The sequence below is a fragment of the Cohnella thermotolerans DSM 17683 genome (assembly GCF_000429825.1).
In the GTDB taxonomy this organism is placed as follows: domain Bacteria; phylum Bacillota; class Bacilli; order Paenibacillales; family Paenibacillaceae; genus Cohnella; species Cohnella thermotolerans.
On record NZ_KE386957.1, the window covers coordinates 120873 to 136174 of the forward strand.

Below are 15302 nucleotides of genomic sequence, written 5' to 3' on the forward strand. Positions count from 1 at the left end.
GAACGCCTCCCCGAACGTTGCCTGACTCGTCCTTATTGCAGCGCTTTCTCGGCGTCCTTGGCGGCCTTGTCGATCGTGCTCTTCACGTCGGCGCCGTTCACGAAGATCGCCTGAATGGCCGACTTCAGCATGTCCTCCGCCTGGCTCCATTTCTCATAGCGGTTGCCGGCGATAATTTTGTCGGAGTTTTTCAGCTCTTCGGCGAACGGCTTGAGAAGCGGATCGTTCGCATAGCCGGACGCTTCGTCGACCGCCTTGACCGGCGAGAAGGAGAACTTGTCGGCGGTAATGATTTTGCTGCCTTCGGGGCCGGACATGAACTTGATCAATTCCCAGGCGGCCTCCTTGTTTTTGCCGTTCTTCGGCATGGAGTAGCCGGACGTGTGGACGATGCCTTTCAGCGTGCCGCCCTCCGGAACCGGATGCGTGACGACGCCCAGATCGATCTTGCCGGCCTTCACGATATCGTTGATCGGCCACATGCCGTTGTCGAACATCGCGATCCGGCCGGTCTCGAACGATTCCAGCCCGTTGTTCGTGCTGAACTTGCCGGACGAGTTGATTTTGGAGGAGACGTCGTACAAGCCCTTGAGGAATTCGATCGTCTTGACGTTCTGCTCGCTGTTGAATACGCCGTCCGTATGGCGTCCGTCGTCGCTGACCAGGTCGCCGCCGTTGGACCAGAAGTACGGCTGCATCGTGAAAATGTCGTCGGGCGTGGAAATAAATCCGTATTGGCCCGGCTTCGTCAATTTCTTCACCGTGTCCGTAAACTCGCTCCACGTCCAGCCATCCTTCGGATACGGAACGCCCGCTTCGTCGAACAGCTTTTTGTTGTAATAGATGGCGCGGGTCGAGAACGTCGTCGGCAGGCCCCAGATTTGGCCGTCGTATTTCATGTAATTGACGATGATGTCGTAGTACATGCCCATGTCCACTTTGTCTCTCTCGATATAAGAGTCGAGCGGCTCCAGCCCGCCTCCCGGCGTGTACATCGGGAAGTTCCAGGCCATGAAGACGTCGGGCGCCGTGTTGGAAGCGAGCGACGTCAGCAGCTTCTGATCGTAGTTGTCGGGCACGGATTCGACCTTCACTTCGTAATTCGGATGCTGCTTGACGAACTCGTCGATCGCATTTTGATAAGGCTTCAACGTGCCGCCGGAATCCCACGTCATGAAGCGAAGCTTAATTTTCTCTCCGCTGGAAGCGGAAGCGCTTCCGGAAGCGGCCGGAGAAGACGACGATTCCTGTCCGCTGTCCCCATTGCCCCCGCAGCCCGCCAACAAGCCGGCGAAGACGGCCGCCGCGGTCGCAAGTCCGAACGTTTTTCTGCTGTTCCACATACTTTACCCCTCCTGTAAATGTTCTTGCTTGTTATGTGTAACCCCCGGGTTGGAAAGCGAGGGAGGCACATCGTGGAGTCTAAAATCTAATCGTTTAGATTTTGCCGCAAAAACCTTCTGCTCCATGCGCCGATCCGTTCGTCCGCCCCGGCATCATCCCGGAGCGGGGCCCGTCGAATCGCGGACGATCAGCTTGCACAGCGGCTTCGCCTGTTCTTCGATAGCTCCGTTGTCCCGAATGATCCGGTTGAGCGCCATCATGCTTTGTACGCCGAGCTCGTGGAGCGGAATTTCCATCGTCGTCAGCCGCGGCGTCAAATAGTCGCTGAATTCCCGGTTGTCGAAGCCCATGACGGACAGGTCCTGCGGAACGCGGACTCCGATCTCTTGAGCGGCTCTCAGCACGCCGACCGCCATCACGTCGTTCATGGCCAGAATGGCCGTCGGAGGTTCGGGAAGCGCCATGAGCTCGCGGGTCAGCCGTTCGCCGGAAGCGGTCTCCCAGTCCCCGGTCTTGATGAGTCCGGGATCGAACGGCAGCCCGCAATCCATCACAGCCTGGTAGAACCCGTTAAACCGGAGCCTGGACGGAATCGAATCGATGAGCCCGCTGATGACGCCGATCCTTCTATGCCCGAGCCCGGCCAAGTATTGGGTCGCCTCGTACGCCGCCCGCTCGTCGTCGTAGTTGACGGACACCGCATTGTCGGCGTAGCAGTACGTGTAGACGATCGGTTTGTCCTTGGGGGGAACAAGGCCCGACAAATCGCGCGAATGGACGCCGACGTAGATCATGCCGTCCACCTGCTTGCCGACCAGTTCGTCTACCGCCGACAGGACCACGTCCCGGAAGCGGTCCACCGCATGAAAGCTGCGTCCGATCCGCTTGTGAAGCCGCAAGTTGACAAGCAAGATATGGAGATCGTGCCGCTCGGCGCAATCGTGAATGCCGTCGATGATTTCCGGCGTGTTGAACACCGTGACGTCCTCCGCGATGACGCCGATCGTATCGGTTTTCTTCGTCTTCAGGCTCTGGGCGATCGTATTGGGCTTATACTGCATTTCCTCGATCACTTTCAGAACCCGCTCCCGCGTCTTGGGGCTGACGTTGCGCGTTCCGTTCAGCACATACGACACGGTTGCCGTGGACACGTTCGCTTTGGCCGCGATGTCTTTAATGCTCGCCATTTGGCTTCTCCCCGCTCTTTGCATCTAAACGTTTAACAACCTGTAACCGTTATATCATGGCCGCCTGCCGCCGCGCAACCCCTTTTTTGTAATCCCTTTCATCTTTTTTGCGCCTGATCCGCCGCTCGGCGAAGGCACCGGGTACGCTCCGGGGGTTACGAACGCCGCTTTGATCAAGTTCTCCCCTCCTTGCGCGGGCTTCCGTCATAGCATGCACGGAAGGAGGGGCAACGAGCACGGCGGTTGTCCTTCGCCGCATATTGAACTTTTCGGACCGTTATGTCACACTTTAGAGAAGCAACGGCGTCCGCTTTGCGCGCCATCCCGCCGGAAGATTTTTATTAAAAAGAAGGAGTGGCCAAGACGCATGAACCGTTGGCTGCTGCGCTCCATGACGGAGCTCACGTCCCGCAAGTTCGTCTCCCGCATGGCGGGACGATTGGCCAAATCGCCGCTCAGCCGGCGCTGGATTCCCCGATTCGCGGCCCTGTACCGGATCCCGATCGAAGAAGCGGAGAAGCCGCTCGGCGAATACGAGTCGCTCAACGACTTTTTTACCCGCCGGCTGAAGCCCGGCGCCCGTCCCGTGGACGAGTCTCCGGACGCGTTGGTCAGTCCCGTCGACGCCCTGGTGACGGCCTGCGGCAAGATCGAAGAAGGCATGCTGCTCAAGATCAAGGGCCAGGACTATACGCTGGACGAGCTTCTGCACGATTCGCCGCGCATCGCCCAATACCGCGACGGCTATTTCTGGGTGTTGTATTTAAGTCCGACCGACTACCACCGGATTCACGCCCCCTGCTCGGGCTCTGTCGTCGAGAGCGAGCACATTCCGGGTCGGGTGTACCCGGTCAACGACTTCGGCCTGACGGCGATGCGCCGGGTGCTGTCGCGGAACGAGCGGCTCGTGACGTATATCCGGCACGACGGAGGCGAGATTGCCGTCGTCAAGGTCGGGGCGCTGAACGTCAGCAGCATCCGCTACGTGGAGCCGCGGCCGAAGAAGCTGGAGCGCGGGCAGGAGCTCGCTTACTTCGAGTTCGGCTCGACCGTCGTCCTGCTCACCGAAGACGACACCTGCGTGCCCCGCGCGAACGTCCGGCCCGGAGACAAGGTGCGAATGGGCGAACGGCTGGGAAGCCTCGTATCCGCGGACGATTCGGTATGAACGCAAAAAAATGGAACGGCTCCGTCTCCCGCAGACGCTTGCGGGAACGGGGCCGTTCTTGCATTTTCTCCGGGGGAGGCCCGATACTGCGGCGTCTCAAGCAAGGCGGCGATCTGCGCGGCGCTCTCCCGGTGCGCTTCTGCCGCAGGCTGCCCGCCGACGAGGATCATTTGCTCCAAAGCGTCGAGCAGCGTGAAATTGTAATCGCCCGGAATGCCGAAAACTTCGGCAATACCTTCCCCCTTCAAGCCATCGGCGTCCTTAATAAGAGAAGAGCCCTATCGGATCTCCGAAGGGCTCTTGCCGGTATATTGCTTGAATTGGCGGCTGAAAAAGAAAATGTCGCGGTAACCGAGCGTATCCGCCACCTCCGTCACGTTCATGCCCGCGTGCAGAAGAAGATGCTGCGCCCGCTCGATGCGCGAGCGGATCATGTACGTTTGCACGGACGTGCCGATCAGCTCCTTGAACTTGATGGAGAAGTAGCGGGAAGAAAGCCCCGCCCGCGCGGCCAGGTCGTCCACCCGGTGCTGGATGCCGGGATGCTGCCGAATGTAGTTGGCCACCTCGTGGATGCTCTCCGTCAACTGGTTGCTGGCTTTGCGCTCCACCGGCTCGTCGCGGTCGTGCCGCAGCAGATGGATCATCAGCTGCTTCAGAATGAGCCGCGCTTCCTCCTCGGCGGCGAACGTCTTCACGAGGAACAGCCGCACATACCGGGACAGCAGGTTCTCGAACTCGAACGTGTCCTCGATCGTCCGGTAAGGCTCGGGAACGAGCGACACCGGCTCGCTTACGTCGAAATGGATGTACGTCAGTACGAGCGGCTTCTGCGGACGGTGGGTCGCGCTCGTATAGTCGCCCGGACGGAACAGGAAGCAGCTTCCCTTGCCGACCGTATACGGAACGTCGTTCAGGACGACCTCGCCTTCCCCGCTCCATACGTAGAACAGGTCGTAATTTTCCAGCGGCTTCTCCCGCTTCTGCCACTTCCAGCCGGGCTCGCACACCGTTTTGGCGAAATAGGGAAGCAACACGAACGACTCGGGCGAAACGTTAAGCATGAGCGCAGCCTCCTTGATCTTCGTTGCATGCAGAAAGTCCGAGCGATGCCGCCGCCCGGCGGATCCGGGCCAGCCCTTCCTCGACCTCCGCTTCGTTCATATGCGCGAACCCGAACAGCGCGGACCGCCGATCCGAGCCTTCGCCTCCCTCGACCGCGTATCGGCGGCCGTCCCCCCACCAGACGCCGAGCTCCCGGCAGCGGAGCGCCAGCCGGTCGTAATCGTTCGGCGTTTTTTTCCAATAGGCGAACAGCAGCAGCCCCGCGTCGGAAGGCACGACATCGAACAGATCGCCGAGCTCTTCGGCAAGCCCCTGCCGAAGCTTCGCCTGCAGCCGCTGAAAAATCCGCCGCATCCGCCGCAGATGGCGGTCGTAGCCCCCGTCCGTCATCCATTCCGACAGCGCGTGCTGCTCGGCAATGCCCTCCGGGTGCGGATCGTACAAGCTTTTGGCCCGGACGAACGGCGTCCGCAGCGAGCGGGGCAGCACCGCGTACCCGATCCGCACCTCCGGGCGCATCGTACGGGAGAAGCTGCCGACGTAAATGACGCGGCCTTCCCGGTCCAGCGATTTGAGCGGCTCGATCGGACGCCCTCCCCAACGGAAATCGCTGTCGTAATCGTCCTCGACGATCCACGCCCGTTTGCGGGAAGCCCAATCCAGCAGCTCCAGCCTTCTCTCCAGCTTCAGCACCGCCCCGGTCGGGAATTGCCGAGTCGGCGTCACGAACAGCAAATCGGCGTCCCAATCCTGCGGCACGATGCCTTCGCCGTCGACTTTGGCCGCGACAAGCGCCGCTCCCGTCGCCTTTACGGCCCTGAGGGTGCCCTGGTAGCAGGGATCTTCCACGACGGCGGTCCTCCCTTCTTCCAACAGGAGCTGCGTCAGCAGCGCGATCGCCTGCATGGAGCCTCCGGTTACGACCACGTCTTCCGGACCGCAGACGATGCCGCGCTCCCGCCGCAGCCGCCCCGCGATCGCCCGCCGAAGCTCCAGGCTTCCTTCGGTCGTCGACGCTTCGTCCGGACGGTCGCCCAGCCTTTTCCACTGCGCGGCGACCCGGGATCGCCACTCCATCCAGGGGAACCACTTCTCCCCCATCCCCCGCGGGAAGAAGGAGAGTACGCCGGAACCGCCGGGAGGAGCCGGCATGTCCCGCTCATCTTCGGCCTGCTCCATGACGCGGAAGCCCCAGGCGGACAGCGCCGGCGTATCGGGCGCCGAACGACTCCGCTCCCGCCCCGCGGCATCCGGAGCCGGTTCGCCGGCAGCCGCGGACGGCCAAGCCCCCGGCACGCCGGAGACGAACGTTCCCTGCCCGACGCCCGCGCGCACGTAGCCTTCCGCCGCAAGCATCTCGTACGCAAGGCTGACGCTTCCCCGGGACAGGCCGTACAGCGAAGCGAGCTGCCGCGTGGAAGGCAGCCGTTCCCCCGGCGAGAGCGTCCCCGCGGCGATGCCGTCGCGAAGAGCCCTGTAAAGGGCGAGATGCTTGCTGCCGCACTCGCTTAGCATCCTCTCGTAAGGCAACTGAAGCGTCATAACCTCTCTCCGATTCGAATGGACTATTGATTTTAATCTAAATTGGATCTTTTCGTTTGTCAATCCGGGCACTAGACTTGAATTCAATCGATGAGACGGAGGAGTGGACGAACGATGAGAAGAAAGGAATTCGAAGTGACGGATCAAGAAGCGATCGAATCGTTTCTGCGGGAGCGCGGCGACGGCGTCCTGGCGTTCGCGGGGGACGACGGCTGGCCCAAGGCGGTTCCGCTTAATTACGTTTACACGGACGACGGCAGCATTTATTTTCACGGCAGCAAGAAAGGGGAGAAAATGAGAGGCTTGTCGCTCGACGCCAAAGCGGAATTTGTCGTATACGAAGCCCACGCGTTCATTCCGTCCTACTTCTCCGATCCTTATCTCGCCTGCCCCGCCACCCAGTACTTCCGTTCGGTCCGGATACGGGGAACGGTGAAGCAAGTGGAAGAGCCGGCGGAGAAAGCGAGAGCGCTGGCCGCGCTGCTTGGAAGCCTGCAGCCCGAGGGAGGCCATGCCCCCATCGACCATGAGGACCCCAAATACGCGCCGCCGCTCAGGGGCGTCGCCGTCTTGCGCCTCGATATTGCCGAAATGACGGGCAAATTCAAATTCGGACAGAACCTGTCGGACGAACGGCGCGAGAAGGTCATGCAAGGACTGGCCGAACGCAACCGGCCGGGCGACCTTCGGACGATCGAGGAAATGCGCGCGGCCGCTTCGGAACCGGAGTAAAACCGGCGCGGGGCTTGACTATTTTTCCCGTAAAAAGCCCCCGTTGCGATGACGCTCCCCTTCCAATGGTGTATAATAACTGCGAACGATCGGCGAACCGGTTGATCATCGCCGTAACATGAACACGTGGAAGGAAGAGAAGGACATGAACCCCCTCGCGCAGCAGTTGAATGACACGATCTCGCGGGAGAGCCCGTCTATCGCGCGGATGCTCTCCGAGCTGGGCAAAGCGATTTACTTCCCGAAAGTCGGCATTTTGAGCCAATCCGCCGAAGCGAAGCAAAAAGCGAAGCTCTACAACGCGACTATCGGCATTGCCACCGAGCAGGGCAAACCGATGCATCTGCAAGTCATTCAGGATAAACTGTCCGCTTACGATCCGAAGGACCTTTACGAATATGCCCCTCCCGCGGGCAAACCGGAACTGCGCGCCATCTGGCGCGACAAAATGCTGAAGGAGAACCCGTCGATCGCGGGCCATCAAATCAGTCTGCCGATCGTCACCAACGCGCTGACGCACGGGCTCAGCATCGTCGCGGACCTGTTCGCCGACGCGGGCGACGCGGTGGTGCTGCCCGAGAAAAATTGGGAGAACTACGAGCTCACCTTCGGCATCCGGCGCGGCGCCGTGATGGTCGAGTATCCGCTGTACGACGAGCAGGGCAAGTTCAACGCCGCCGGGCTGCGCGAGGCATTGCTCGCCCAGAAGGATAAAGGCAAAGCGATCGTCGTGCTGAACTTCCCGAACAACCCGACCGGCTATACGCCGGGAGCGGAGGAAGGACGCGCCATCGTCGCCGCGATCAAGGACGCCGCCGAAGCGGGCATCCATATCGTCGTCGTCACCGACGACGCCTACTTCGGGCTCTTCTTCGAAGATTCGCTGCACGAATCGCTGTTCGGCCAGCTGTGCGGCCTGCACGAACGGGTGCTGCCGATCAAGGTCGACGGCGCGACGAAGGAAGATTATGTCTGGGGCTTCCGCGTCGGCTTCATCACGTACGGCGGCGCTCCGGAAGCGACGCTCGCCGCGCTGGAGCAGAAGACGCTCGGCATCATCCGCGCAACGATCTCCAGCGGTCCGCACCCTTCGCAGACGTTCGTGCTGGATGCGCTGAAGTCCCCGCTGTTCGAGCGCCAGAAGGCCGAGAAGTTCGCCATCATGAAGAGCCGCGCGAACAAGGTGAAGCAGCTGCTGGACAGCGGCAAGTACGGCGACGAATGGGAATATTATCCCTTCAACTCCGGCTACTTCATGTGCCTGAAGCTGAAGACCGTCGAGGCGGAAGCCGTCCGCCAGCGCCTGCTGGAAGCGTACGGCGTCGGCACGATCGCCCTCGGTTCGACGGACCTGCGCGTCGCGTTCTCCTGCATCGAGGAGCCGCAGCTCGAGGATCTGTTCGACCGCATCCACAAGGCGGTGCTCGACGTGAAAGCGGCCGGCGCCGTCCAGGCCGGCAAATAAGCTTTACCTATGCGACAGCCCGCAGCGAAGTCACTTCCGTTGCGGGCTGTTTGGTTTGTTGCTCGCCCCTCTCCCCTAATCGTCGTCCTCTGCCGTTTTGTTCATGGCGCGCCGAATTCGGCGAGGGAGCAGCCCCCCCGACCAGAGCAGCGCAAGCGCCAGCGCGATCCACCAGAGGCCGGGCTGTGCCGGCCGGTCCGGCAACGCCGCCGCCAGCCACTGCAAAGCCGCAGCGGTGATGCCGGCCGTTCGCGCGACGGCGGCCGCGCTTTGCGGGCGGCGCTCCGGGGGCAAGGGCACGGTCGCGGCATTGGCCGCGAACCGGACCCGCGCCAGCTCGGTCAGCTGCATGCCGCCGACGAGAACGGCGATGGCGAACACGACCGCATCCAGCACGGACTGCCGGACGAAGAGCGCAATGACGATGAGAAGCGCGTTCCAGCGCCAAAAAGCGCCGAACGTATCGCTTCGCAGCAGCGTCTTCGCATACAAATACGTCCAGGCGGAATCGCGCCGCCAACGCAGCAGACCGGCTGCCCAGACGATCCAGGCCCGCTTCGCCGGACGGTCCGTCTCCGAAGGAACGTCGACGAACCAGCCGAGAAACCGCATCCAACGGCGCCGGGCGGCGAGCTCCTCGTGGATGAGCCTGTCCCATGGCAAGGCGTGGCGGATCTGCAGCCGCGCTGCCGAGGCATGCGCGCCCGCGCAGAGGACGCCGAACGCGACGGCCCACGCGAACGGCTTGAGCAGCAGCCCCGCCACGACGGCTGCCGCCGCCGCGTACCGGGCCGTCCGCAGCCCCGCGCGCCAGGCGCCCGCCGCGATCCGGCGCTCGGTCCAGGCCGCGTACGCGTTCCAGGCGCCGAACAAGCCGAGCGCTAGGCCCAGCAGCGGCAAAGAGCGGGCCGCGGCGGCCGAAGCCGTCGCGGGCGCCAGCGAATAAAGCGGCGCGAACGCGCCAAAGGCCGCCGCCATGCGCAGGGCGGAGGCCAGCATCCCCCGGCGAACCTTGGGCCGGACGACGCCTTCCAACGCGCCGCTCTCCAGCGGCAACGCGAAGACGGTGTCCGCCGGCTGGAAATACGTTCGCAGCGGCGCATACCAAGCGAGCAGCGTCAAGACGGCTGCGCCGACAATGTCGGAAGGCCAGTTATCGGGCATGTCGTTCAGCAGCCGGACGTATCCGGTCACAAGGGTAATGCCGATTCCCGACAGCACCAGCCCGAAGCCGCTTTGGAACACGTATCGGAAATAGGGATAAAGTTCTTTGCGGAACGCTTCCGCGCGGGCCTGCAGAAGCGATTTAAAGCCGGCCAGGCGGGTCCGGCGGAGGTCAGACAAACGGCCTCCCCCCCTCCTCCGCGGCCTCTACGAGCGCCTCGAACGCATCGTCGAGCGTCGGCTGCCCGCCGGCGGCCGCCTTCACTTCGTCCGGCGTGCCGGAAGCGACGATCTTCCCCTGGTGCAGCACGATCAGGCTGTCCGCGCGCCGCTCCAGCGCCGGCAAAATATGCGAGCTGAGCAAAATGGCGCATCCGTTCGCGCGGGCCTCATTCAAAGCGCCGAGCAGCGCCCGCGTCGCGAGCGGGTCGAGGCCGAGGAACGGCTCGTCGATAATGAGCAGCGGCGGGGAGACGAGCAGGGCGTTCATGAGCATCACCTTCTGCTTCATCCCTTTGGACAACGTATCCGGCAGGTTGTTCATCGCCTTGTCCATCCGGAAAAGCTCCGCCAGCTTCGCGGTCCTCTCCCTCGCTTTCCTTTCTTCGAGGCCGTATGCCATCGCCGTCCACCGCAAATGCTCCGCAACCGTCAAATTCGGGAACAAGGACGGCTGCTCCGGCACGTAAGCGCAGGATGCGCGGAATTTGTCCCTGTCGTCCTTCAGGCGGACGCCCGCCACCCGAACTTCGCCGGAATGGGGAAGCATGAGCCCGAGAATATGTTTGATCGTCGTGCTCTTGCCCGCGCCGTTCAATCCGATGAGGCCCGTCAACTCCCCCGGCCGGACGGAGAACGTCAGCTCGTGCAGCACCGGCTTGCGCCTGCTGTATCCGCCCGTCAAGCGCTCAATGTCCAAAGCCGGAATCATCGGCTTACGCCTCCTTCGTTCGTTCTTCCACGCTTTCGATTATAAACGAGCGAACCCGGCGGCACAAAATGAGCTCGATCATTCCCCGGGCAAAGGCGCAAACGCCGTTAAAAAACGGGCCCCCTTCCCGGGAAGCCCGCCGCCTGGCGATGTGTATGGAACCGATCAGGACTGGACGTCGATTCGGGTAACGACGTTGTTCTCGATCGTGACGACAACGTTCCGGTTCGGCGACAGCTCGCCTTCGTCGCCTGCGATCTCGACATCGTCCGATACGTTGTAAACGACGGAACCGGTAACGCCGTTCACGGTTTTGACGAGGGAGAGGGTGGCGATTTTCCCTTCCGCGTTCAGCGTAATCGTTCCCACCTTGCCCGAATCCGTCGACCGGTCCTCTTCGGACTCCTTTTTCACCTCGATAAACACGACTTTGCCCTCATACGTGCGAACGAGCACTTCGTCACCGGCCTTAAGCGCGGATGCCGAAACTTTGTCGCCGTCGCGGAAAACGAAAACGTTCGAAGCCAGCGTCAGCGTGACGACCGTTCCGCCGGATGGCTTGACCTTCAGCGTGCTGCCGGAGACGCTTTGCACGGAACCGGTGATCGCCGTCGCGCCCTGATCCGGCAACTGCTCGTCCGCGCGGTCGAGAAGCGCGGCCAGCTCGGCGCGGGTCACCGGCTTGTTCGGCCTGAACGTGTTGTCGTCGTAGCCCGTGATGAGCCCTTTCTCTACGGCAACGGCCACGTAACCGACGGAAGCGGCCGGGATTTGGTCCGCGTCGCGGAACTTCAGTTCGGCGTCCATGTTCGCCTTCGCTTCGTCCTCCAGTTTCAGCGCCTTGACCAGCAGGATGGAAGACCAGAGCCGGTCGGCCGCCTTATCCGGCTGCACGAACGCATCGGATTCCTCGAACAGGTCGTTCTTGAGCGCCACCTTCAGGTAGCCGACCGCCCAAGGATATTTTTTCTGAACTTGCTTGAAGTCCTTGAAGTTCAACGTTGCGTTCCTATTTTCCGGCTTCTCCGCCTCTTCCTTCAGCCCAAGCAGGCGGACCGCCGCGACGATGGCTTCGATTCGCGAAATATTGTTGCGGGGCTTGAAGCTGCCGTCTGCGTACCCGTTGAACACTTGCTTGGAAGCCAGGCGGATAATATGCTCGTAAGCCCATTTCCAATCCCTCTCGTTCAAATCCCTAAAATCGAGGTTGAACTCGATCTTGACTTTGCCCTGCGATGCCTTGGCATCCTTCGCTTCTTGCTTGGCCGCATGTTTAGCCCCATGCTTCGAATCGTTCTTGTCCTTTCCGTCCGCGTAAACGCCGGAAGCGCCTCCCACCAGCATGCCCGCCGCCAGCGTCGCCGCCGTCGCTTTTTTCCAGAACGAGGATCCCCGTTTTGCTTTGCCGTTAAGGTTCTCTGTCATTGTTCCAATCGCTCCCTTGTCTGATATATCCGGCGCTCCGGCCCGGTTGGGCGCCGCGTAATCATAACGTTCGGGCACAGGCGGCGGGATAACAGGGTAGTGATCGAAAAATGCGACGATCGGCATATAAAAGACTCGCATTCCAGGACCGACCGGTCCCGGAATGCGAGTCTTTGGTCGGATGGTTAAGTGCGAGGTGCGAAGTTCCTCCGGGTTATGGCGTAGGAGGCTCGGACGCGTTGCGCTTCTCCTTCAGCCACCGGGGCGCGCCTTTGTTTTTGCTGTCGCGCTTGCGGTCGGCCTTGCTCTTCGCCGCCCGCGGCACGCGAGCCGGCCGGCCGGCGGCGCTGCCCGGCGGCAAAGCCGCGGCATCCGGCGCCGGGCGGCGAACCGGCTTGCCGGCCGGAGCGGCCGCGGGCGCCTTCCGCTTGACGGCGGCGGGCGGCCCGGACTCCTGCGGCGCGGGAGACCTCCTTCCTCCCGGCCCCCGCGCCGTCCCCGCTCTCGCCCGCGGCGACAGGTCCGCGTCCCGGACGCGCCGAAGCTCCTGCGCCGGCAGCAAGCGGCCTTCCCGCATGCCCAGCTCCGCGATGTCGATGCCGAGCCGCTTGCCGAGCTTGGCCATAATGAACCGCTCCTGCGGCTCAATCAGCGTGATGGAGCGCCCGGCGCGGCCCATGCGGCCCGTTCGGCCGGCGCGGTGGACGTAATGGTCCGCGTCGAGCGCGGGCTCGAACTGCACGACGAGCGGCAGGCCCGGAATGTCCAGCCCTCGCGCCGCCACGTCCGTGGCGATGAGCAGCTTCGTCCGGCCTTCCCGGAACTTCCGCATCGTCTCGCCGCGCTCGCGCCCCGGCGTATCCCCGTAAAGGGCGTCGGCGGCGAAGCCTTCGTAACGGAGCTTGCTCACCAGCTCCCCGATCCGTTCGATGTCGTTAACGAACACAAGCGCGCCCGACGGCTTGAGATGGCGGGCGAGCCGCCGGACCATATCGATCTTGTCCCGCCGGTCGCAGACGATAAACCCGTGCTCGATCGTCGCCGGCAGCCCGTTCCCGCTTCGCTCGTCCGTCGCATCCGTCTCCCACGGATTGTTCAGCCAGCGGCTCTCCGCTTCCCGCATCGCTTCCGAACGGGTCGCGGAGACGAACACCGTCTGCCGCTCGCGGGAGGCCCCCCGCAAGACCGATTCCACGTCGCGCTTGCCGCCGAGCGCGAACACCCGGTCCGTCTCGTCGACGACGACCGTCTTGACGGCGTGAAGCGGCAGCTTCTTCAGCTTCGCGACTTCCCACACGCGTCCCGGCGTGCCCACGACGAGCTGAGGCCGCCGCTTCATCCGCTCCAGCTGCCGCGAGAGGGCGGCGCCGCCGATGAGCGCCACCGTCTGAATGCCGAGCGGCTCTCCGTACGTCTCCGCCACGCGCACGATCTGCATCGCCAGCTCCTGCGTCGGCGCCATAATGACCGCTTGCGTCTCCCGGCGCTGCGGATCGATCCGCTGCAGCGTCGGCAGCAAATAGGCGAGCGTCTTGCCCGTGCCCGTCGGCGAGCGCAAAATGCCGTCGCGCCCCGCGGCCAGCGCCGGGATCGCGCCGGCCTGCACGGGGGTCGGGCCGGTCATGCCGGCCTCGGCCAGCTTCGCGGCCAGCCGCGCGTCCACGCCAATCGCCTCGAAAGCCCGGGCGGCGGAACCGGCGGCTCCGTTCTCCCCGCCGGCAGGCGAAATAGGTTGGTCTATCATGTTGGTGCTCCTCTCACTTCTTGTTCAGCAAGCCGGACAGCAGCCGGTCGGCGATACGGGGGAACAATTGGAACAGCCGAGCCCCCGCGGCCGAGACGAACGGCAGATCGAGCTCCGGCGTTCCGCGCTCGACGACCGACACGACGGCGCGCGCCACCCGTTCCGGCTTCAGCATAAATCGGCCCAGATTGCGCACGTACGTCCCTTCCGGATCGGCCCGTTCGAAAAACGGCGTGTCGATCGGCCCCGGATTGACGGCCGACACCCGGATGCCCGTCCCTTTGCAATCCTGGCGAAGCGCGTTCGTAAATCCGAGCAGCGCGTGCTTGGAAGCCGCATAGGCGGTCGATTTCGCCGTCGCTAGTTTGCCCGCTATCGACGCCACGTTGACAATATGGCCTTTTCCGGCTTCCAGCATATAGGGATAAACCGCCTTCGCACAGCGAACGGCTCCCATATAATTGACATCCATCATCTGTTGAAAATGGTCCAGCGAAGCTTCGGCGAACGGCACGAATTCCCCATAGCCCGCGTTGTTGATAAGCACGTCGATCCTTCCGCGGCGCCGAACGACCGAACGGACCGCATCCCGAACGGCGGTCTCGTCGGTTACGTCCATGACGACGACCTCGTGCTCTCCGCGAATCGTCGCCGACACGGCCCGCAGCTTGTCCTCGGAACGCGCGGCAAGAACCGGAACGGCGCCTTCGGCCGCCAGCCTTCTCGCGGTTGCCGCTCCTACGCCGCTGGACGCGCCGGTAACGAGCACGATCAGCCCTTGCAACGGCACCTTCAAGCTTGTCCCTCCTTCGCGCCGCTTGCGACACCGGCACGGCGATTCACATACAAAAAGCCCCTGACGGGGCTTATATAAACAGTATACGATTCCGTGTGCTCTCTTGCAATCGGGGCTCCGCAATCAGGCGATCAGAACCTGAATCTCCATCTCGCCGATTCCGTCCATAATGAGCGGAACGGCCAATGCGCGGCCGGAACCGACATGGTCCGCGAACTCGGACCGCATAATGCGGGGCGGCGTAATGTCGACGCGGACGCCCTGATTGTACAGCAGCGTGCTCGCGTTCCCGCTGATCATATTGCCCAGCTCCGAAATGGCGCTCTTGCCCATCTCGTCGATCTCGGTGATGACGAACCCGCCCATCATGGCGGAAATAATCTTCAGGGCCACCGTCTCGCTGAGCCCGAAGACGATGTTCCCGTTCATCTGGCCGGTGAGGCCGATCTGAATCCAAACATGGTGATCGACGAATTGAATATCCTTAATAGCCAACTGGCCCGTACTCGGACGAATCTGGACCATCTGTTCGATTACAGTGCGCGCGGACTCCAAAAACGGGTTGATGAACTCTGCCTTCATGACTGACGCCGCCCCTTTGTCTCAATTTGCAAATACTGGCCGCACATAATTTCTTTTATTATACTTAATTAGGGCTTGCTGAACGAACAAAAAATCCTTATTCCACAAGGGATTTGAGCTACTTTTGTCGAATTTATCTGCAAGGAAAACATAGAAA

General features: G+C 62.4%; 13 protein-coding genes. 3 read left to right on the top strand and 10 right to left on the bottom strand.

The window, feature by feature from the left end; all coding sequences use genetic code 11:
- Positions 1-32 precede the first annotated feature (32 nt).
- Positions 33-1343, bottom strand: coding sequence for an ABC transporter substrate-binding protein (locus G485_RS0120230; protein ID WP_027094024.1), 1311 nt, complete (start codon positions 1341-1343; stop codon positions 33-35).
- A 153-nt stretch (positions 1344-1496) separates the two neighbouring features.
- Positions 1497-2531 (bottom strand): LacI family DNA-binding transcriptional regulator, encoded by a 1035-nt coding sequence (locus G485_RS0120235; RefSeq protein ID WP_027094025.1) that lies wholly within the window; start codon positions 2529-2531, stop codon positions 1497-1499.
- A 367-nt stretch (positions 2532-2898) separates the two neighbouring features.
- Here G485_RS0120235 and asd point away from each other — a divergent pair, with 367 nt between their 5' ends.
- Complete coding sequence (asd, locus tag G485_RS0120240; RefSeq protein WP_027094026.1) at positions 2899-3699, top strand: archaetidylserine decarboxylase; 801 nt, start codon at positions 2899-2901, stop codon at positions 3697-3699.
- Between the two features lie 278 nt (positions 3700-3977).
- Here the strand turns inward: asd and G485_RS0120245 are convergent, their stop codons facing one another.
- Positions 3978-4763: an AraC family transcriptional regulator gene (locus tag G485_RS0120245; protein WP_027094027.1), complete on the bottom strand. Its 786-nt coding sequence runs from the start codon at positions 4761-4763 to the stop codon at positions 3978-3980.
- On the bottom strand, positions 4756-6306 hold the full coding sequence (gene pdxR, locus G485_RS27480; protein ID WP_051318437.1) for a MocR-like pyridoxine biosynthesis transcription factor PdxR: 1551 nt from the start codon (positions 6304-6306) through the stop codon (positions 4756-4758). Before pdxR ends, G485_RS0120245 begins: the two co-directional genes overlap by 8 nt.
- A 114-nt stretch (positions 6307-6420) precedes the next feature.
- On the opposite strand from pdxR, the gene G485_RS0120255 reads away from it, so the two are divergent.
- Entirely contained in the window at positions 6421-7038 is a 618-nt protein-coding gene (locus tag G485_RS0120255; RefSeq protein ID WP_027094028.1) for a pyridoxamine 5'-phosphate oxidase family protein, read from the top strand.
- A gap of 145 nt (positions 7039-7183) precedes the next feature.
- Complete coding sequence (locus G485_RS0120260) at positions 7184-8503, top strand: aminotransferase class I/II-fold pyridoxal phosphate-dependent enzyme (RefSeq protein ID WP_027094029.1); 1320 nt, start codon at positions 7184-7186, stop codon at positions 8501-8503.
- Between the two features lie 75 nt (positions 8504-8578).
- Here G485_RS0120260 and G485_RS0120265 read toward each other — a convergent pair whose 3' ends face one another.
- The 6 genes from G485_RS0120265 to G485_RS0120290 form a co-directional block, all read right to left on the bottom strand.
- Complete coding sequence (locus G485_RS0120265; RefSeq protein ID WP_027094030.1) at positions 8579-9847, bottom strand: ABC transporter permease; 1269 nt, start codon at positions 9845-9847, stop codon at positions 8579-8581.
- On the bottom strand, positions 9840-10598 hold the full coding sequence (locus G485_RS0120270) for an ABC transporter ATP-binding protein (RefSeq protein ID WP_027094031.1): 759 nt from the start codon (positions 10596-10598) through the stop codon (positions 9840-9842). Before G485_RS0120270 ends, G485_RS0120265 begins: the two co-directional genes overlap by 8 nt.
- A 165-nt stretch (positions 10599-10763) precedes the next feature.
- The gene (locus G485_RS27485; protein WP_051318438.1) at positions 10764-12023 is read right to left on the bottom strand and encodes an S-layer homology domain-containing protein; all 1260 of its coding nucleotides are present in this window, start codon (positions 12021-12023) and stop codon (positions 10764-10766) included.
- Between the two features lie 214 nt (positions 12024-12237).
- A complete protein-coding gene (locus G485_RS0120280) occupies positions 12238-13767 on the bottom strand; it encodes a DEAD/DEAH box helicase (RefSeq protein ID WP_051318439.1) in 1530 nt (509 codons plus the stop codon).
- 13 nt (positions 13768-13780) lie between these two features.
- On the bottom strand, positions 13781-14557 hold the full coding sequence (locus tag G485_RS0120285; protein WP_027094033.1) for an SDR family NAD(P)-dependent oxidoreductase: 777 nt from the start codon (positions 14555-14557) through the stop codon (positions 13781-13783).
- 129 nt (positions 14558-14686) lie between these two features.
- Positions 14687-15145, bottom strand: a complete 459-nt coding sequence (locus G485_RS0120290; RefSeq protein WP_027094034.1) for a chemotaxis protein CheX — start codon at positions 15143-15145, stop codon at positions 14687-14689.
- Positions 15146-15302 lie beyond the last annotated feature (157 nt).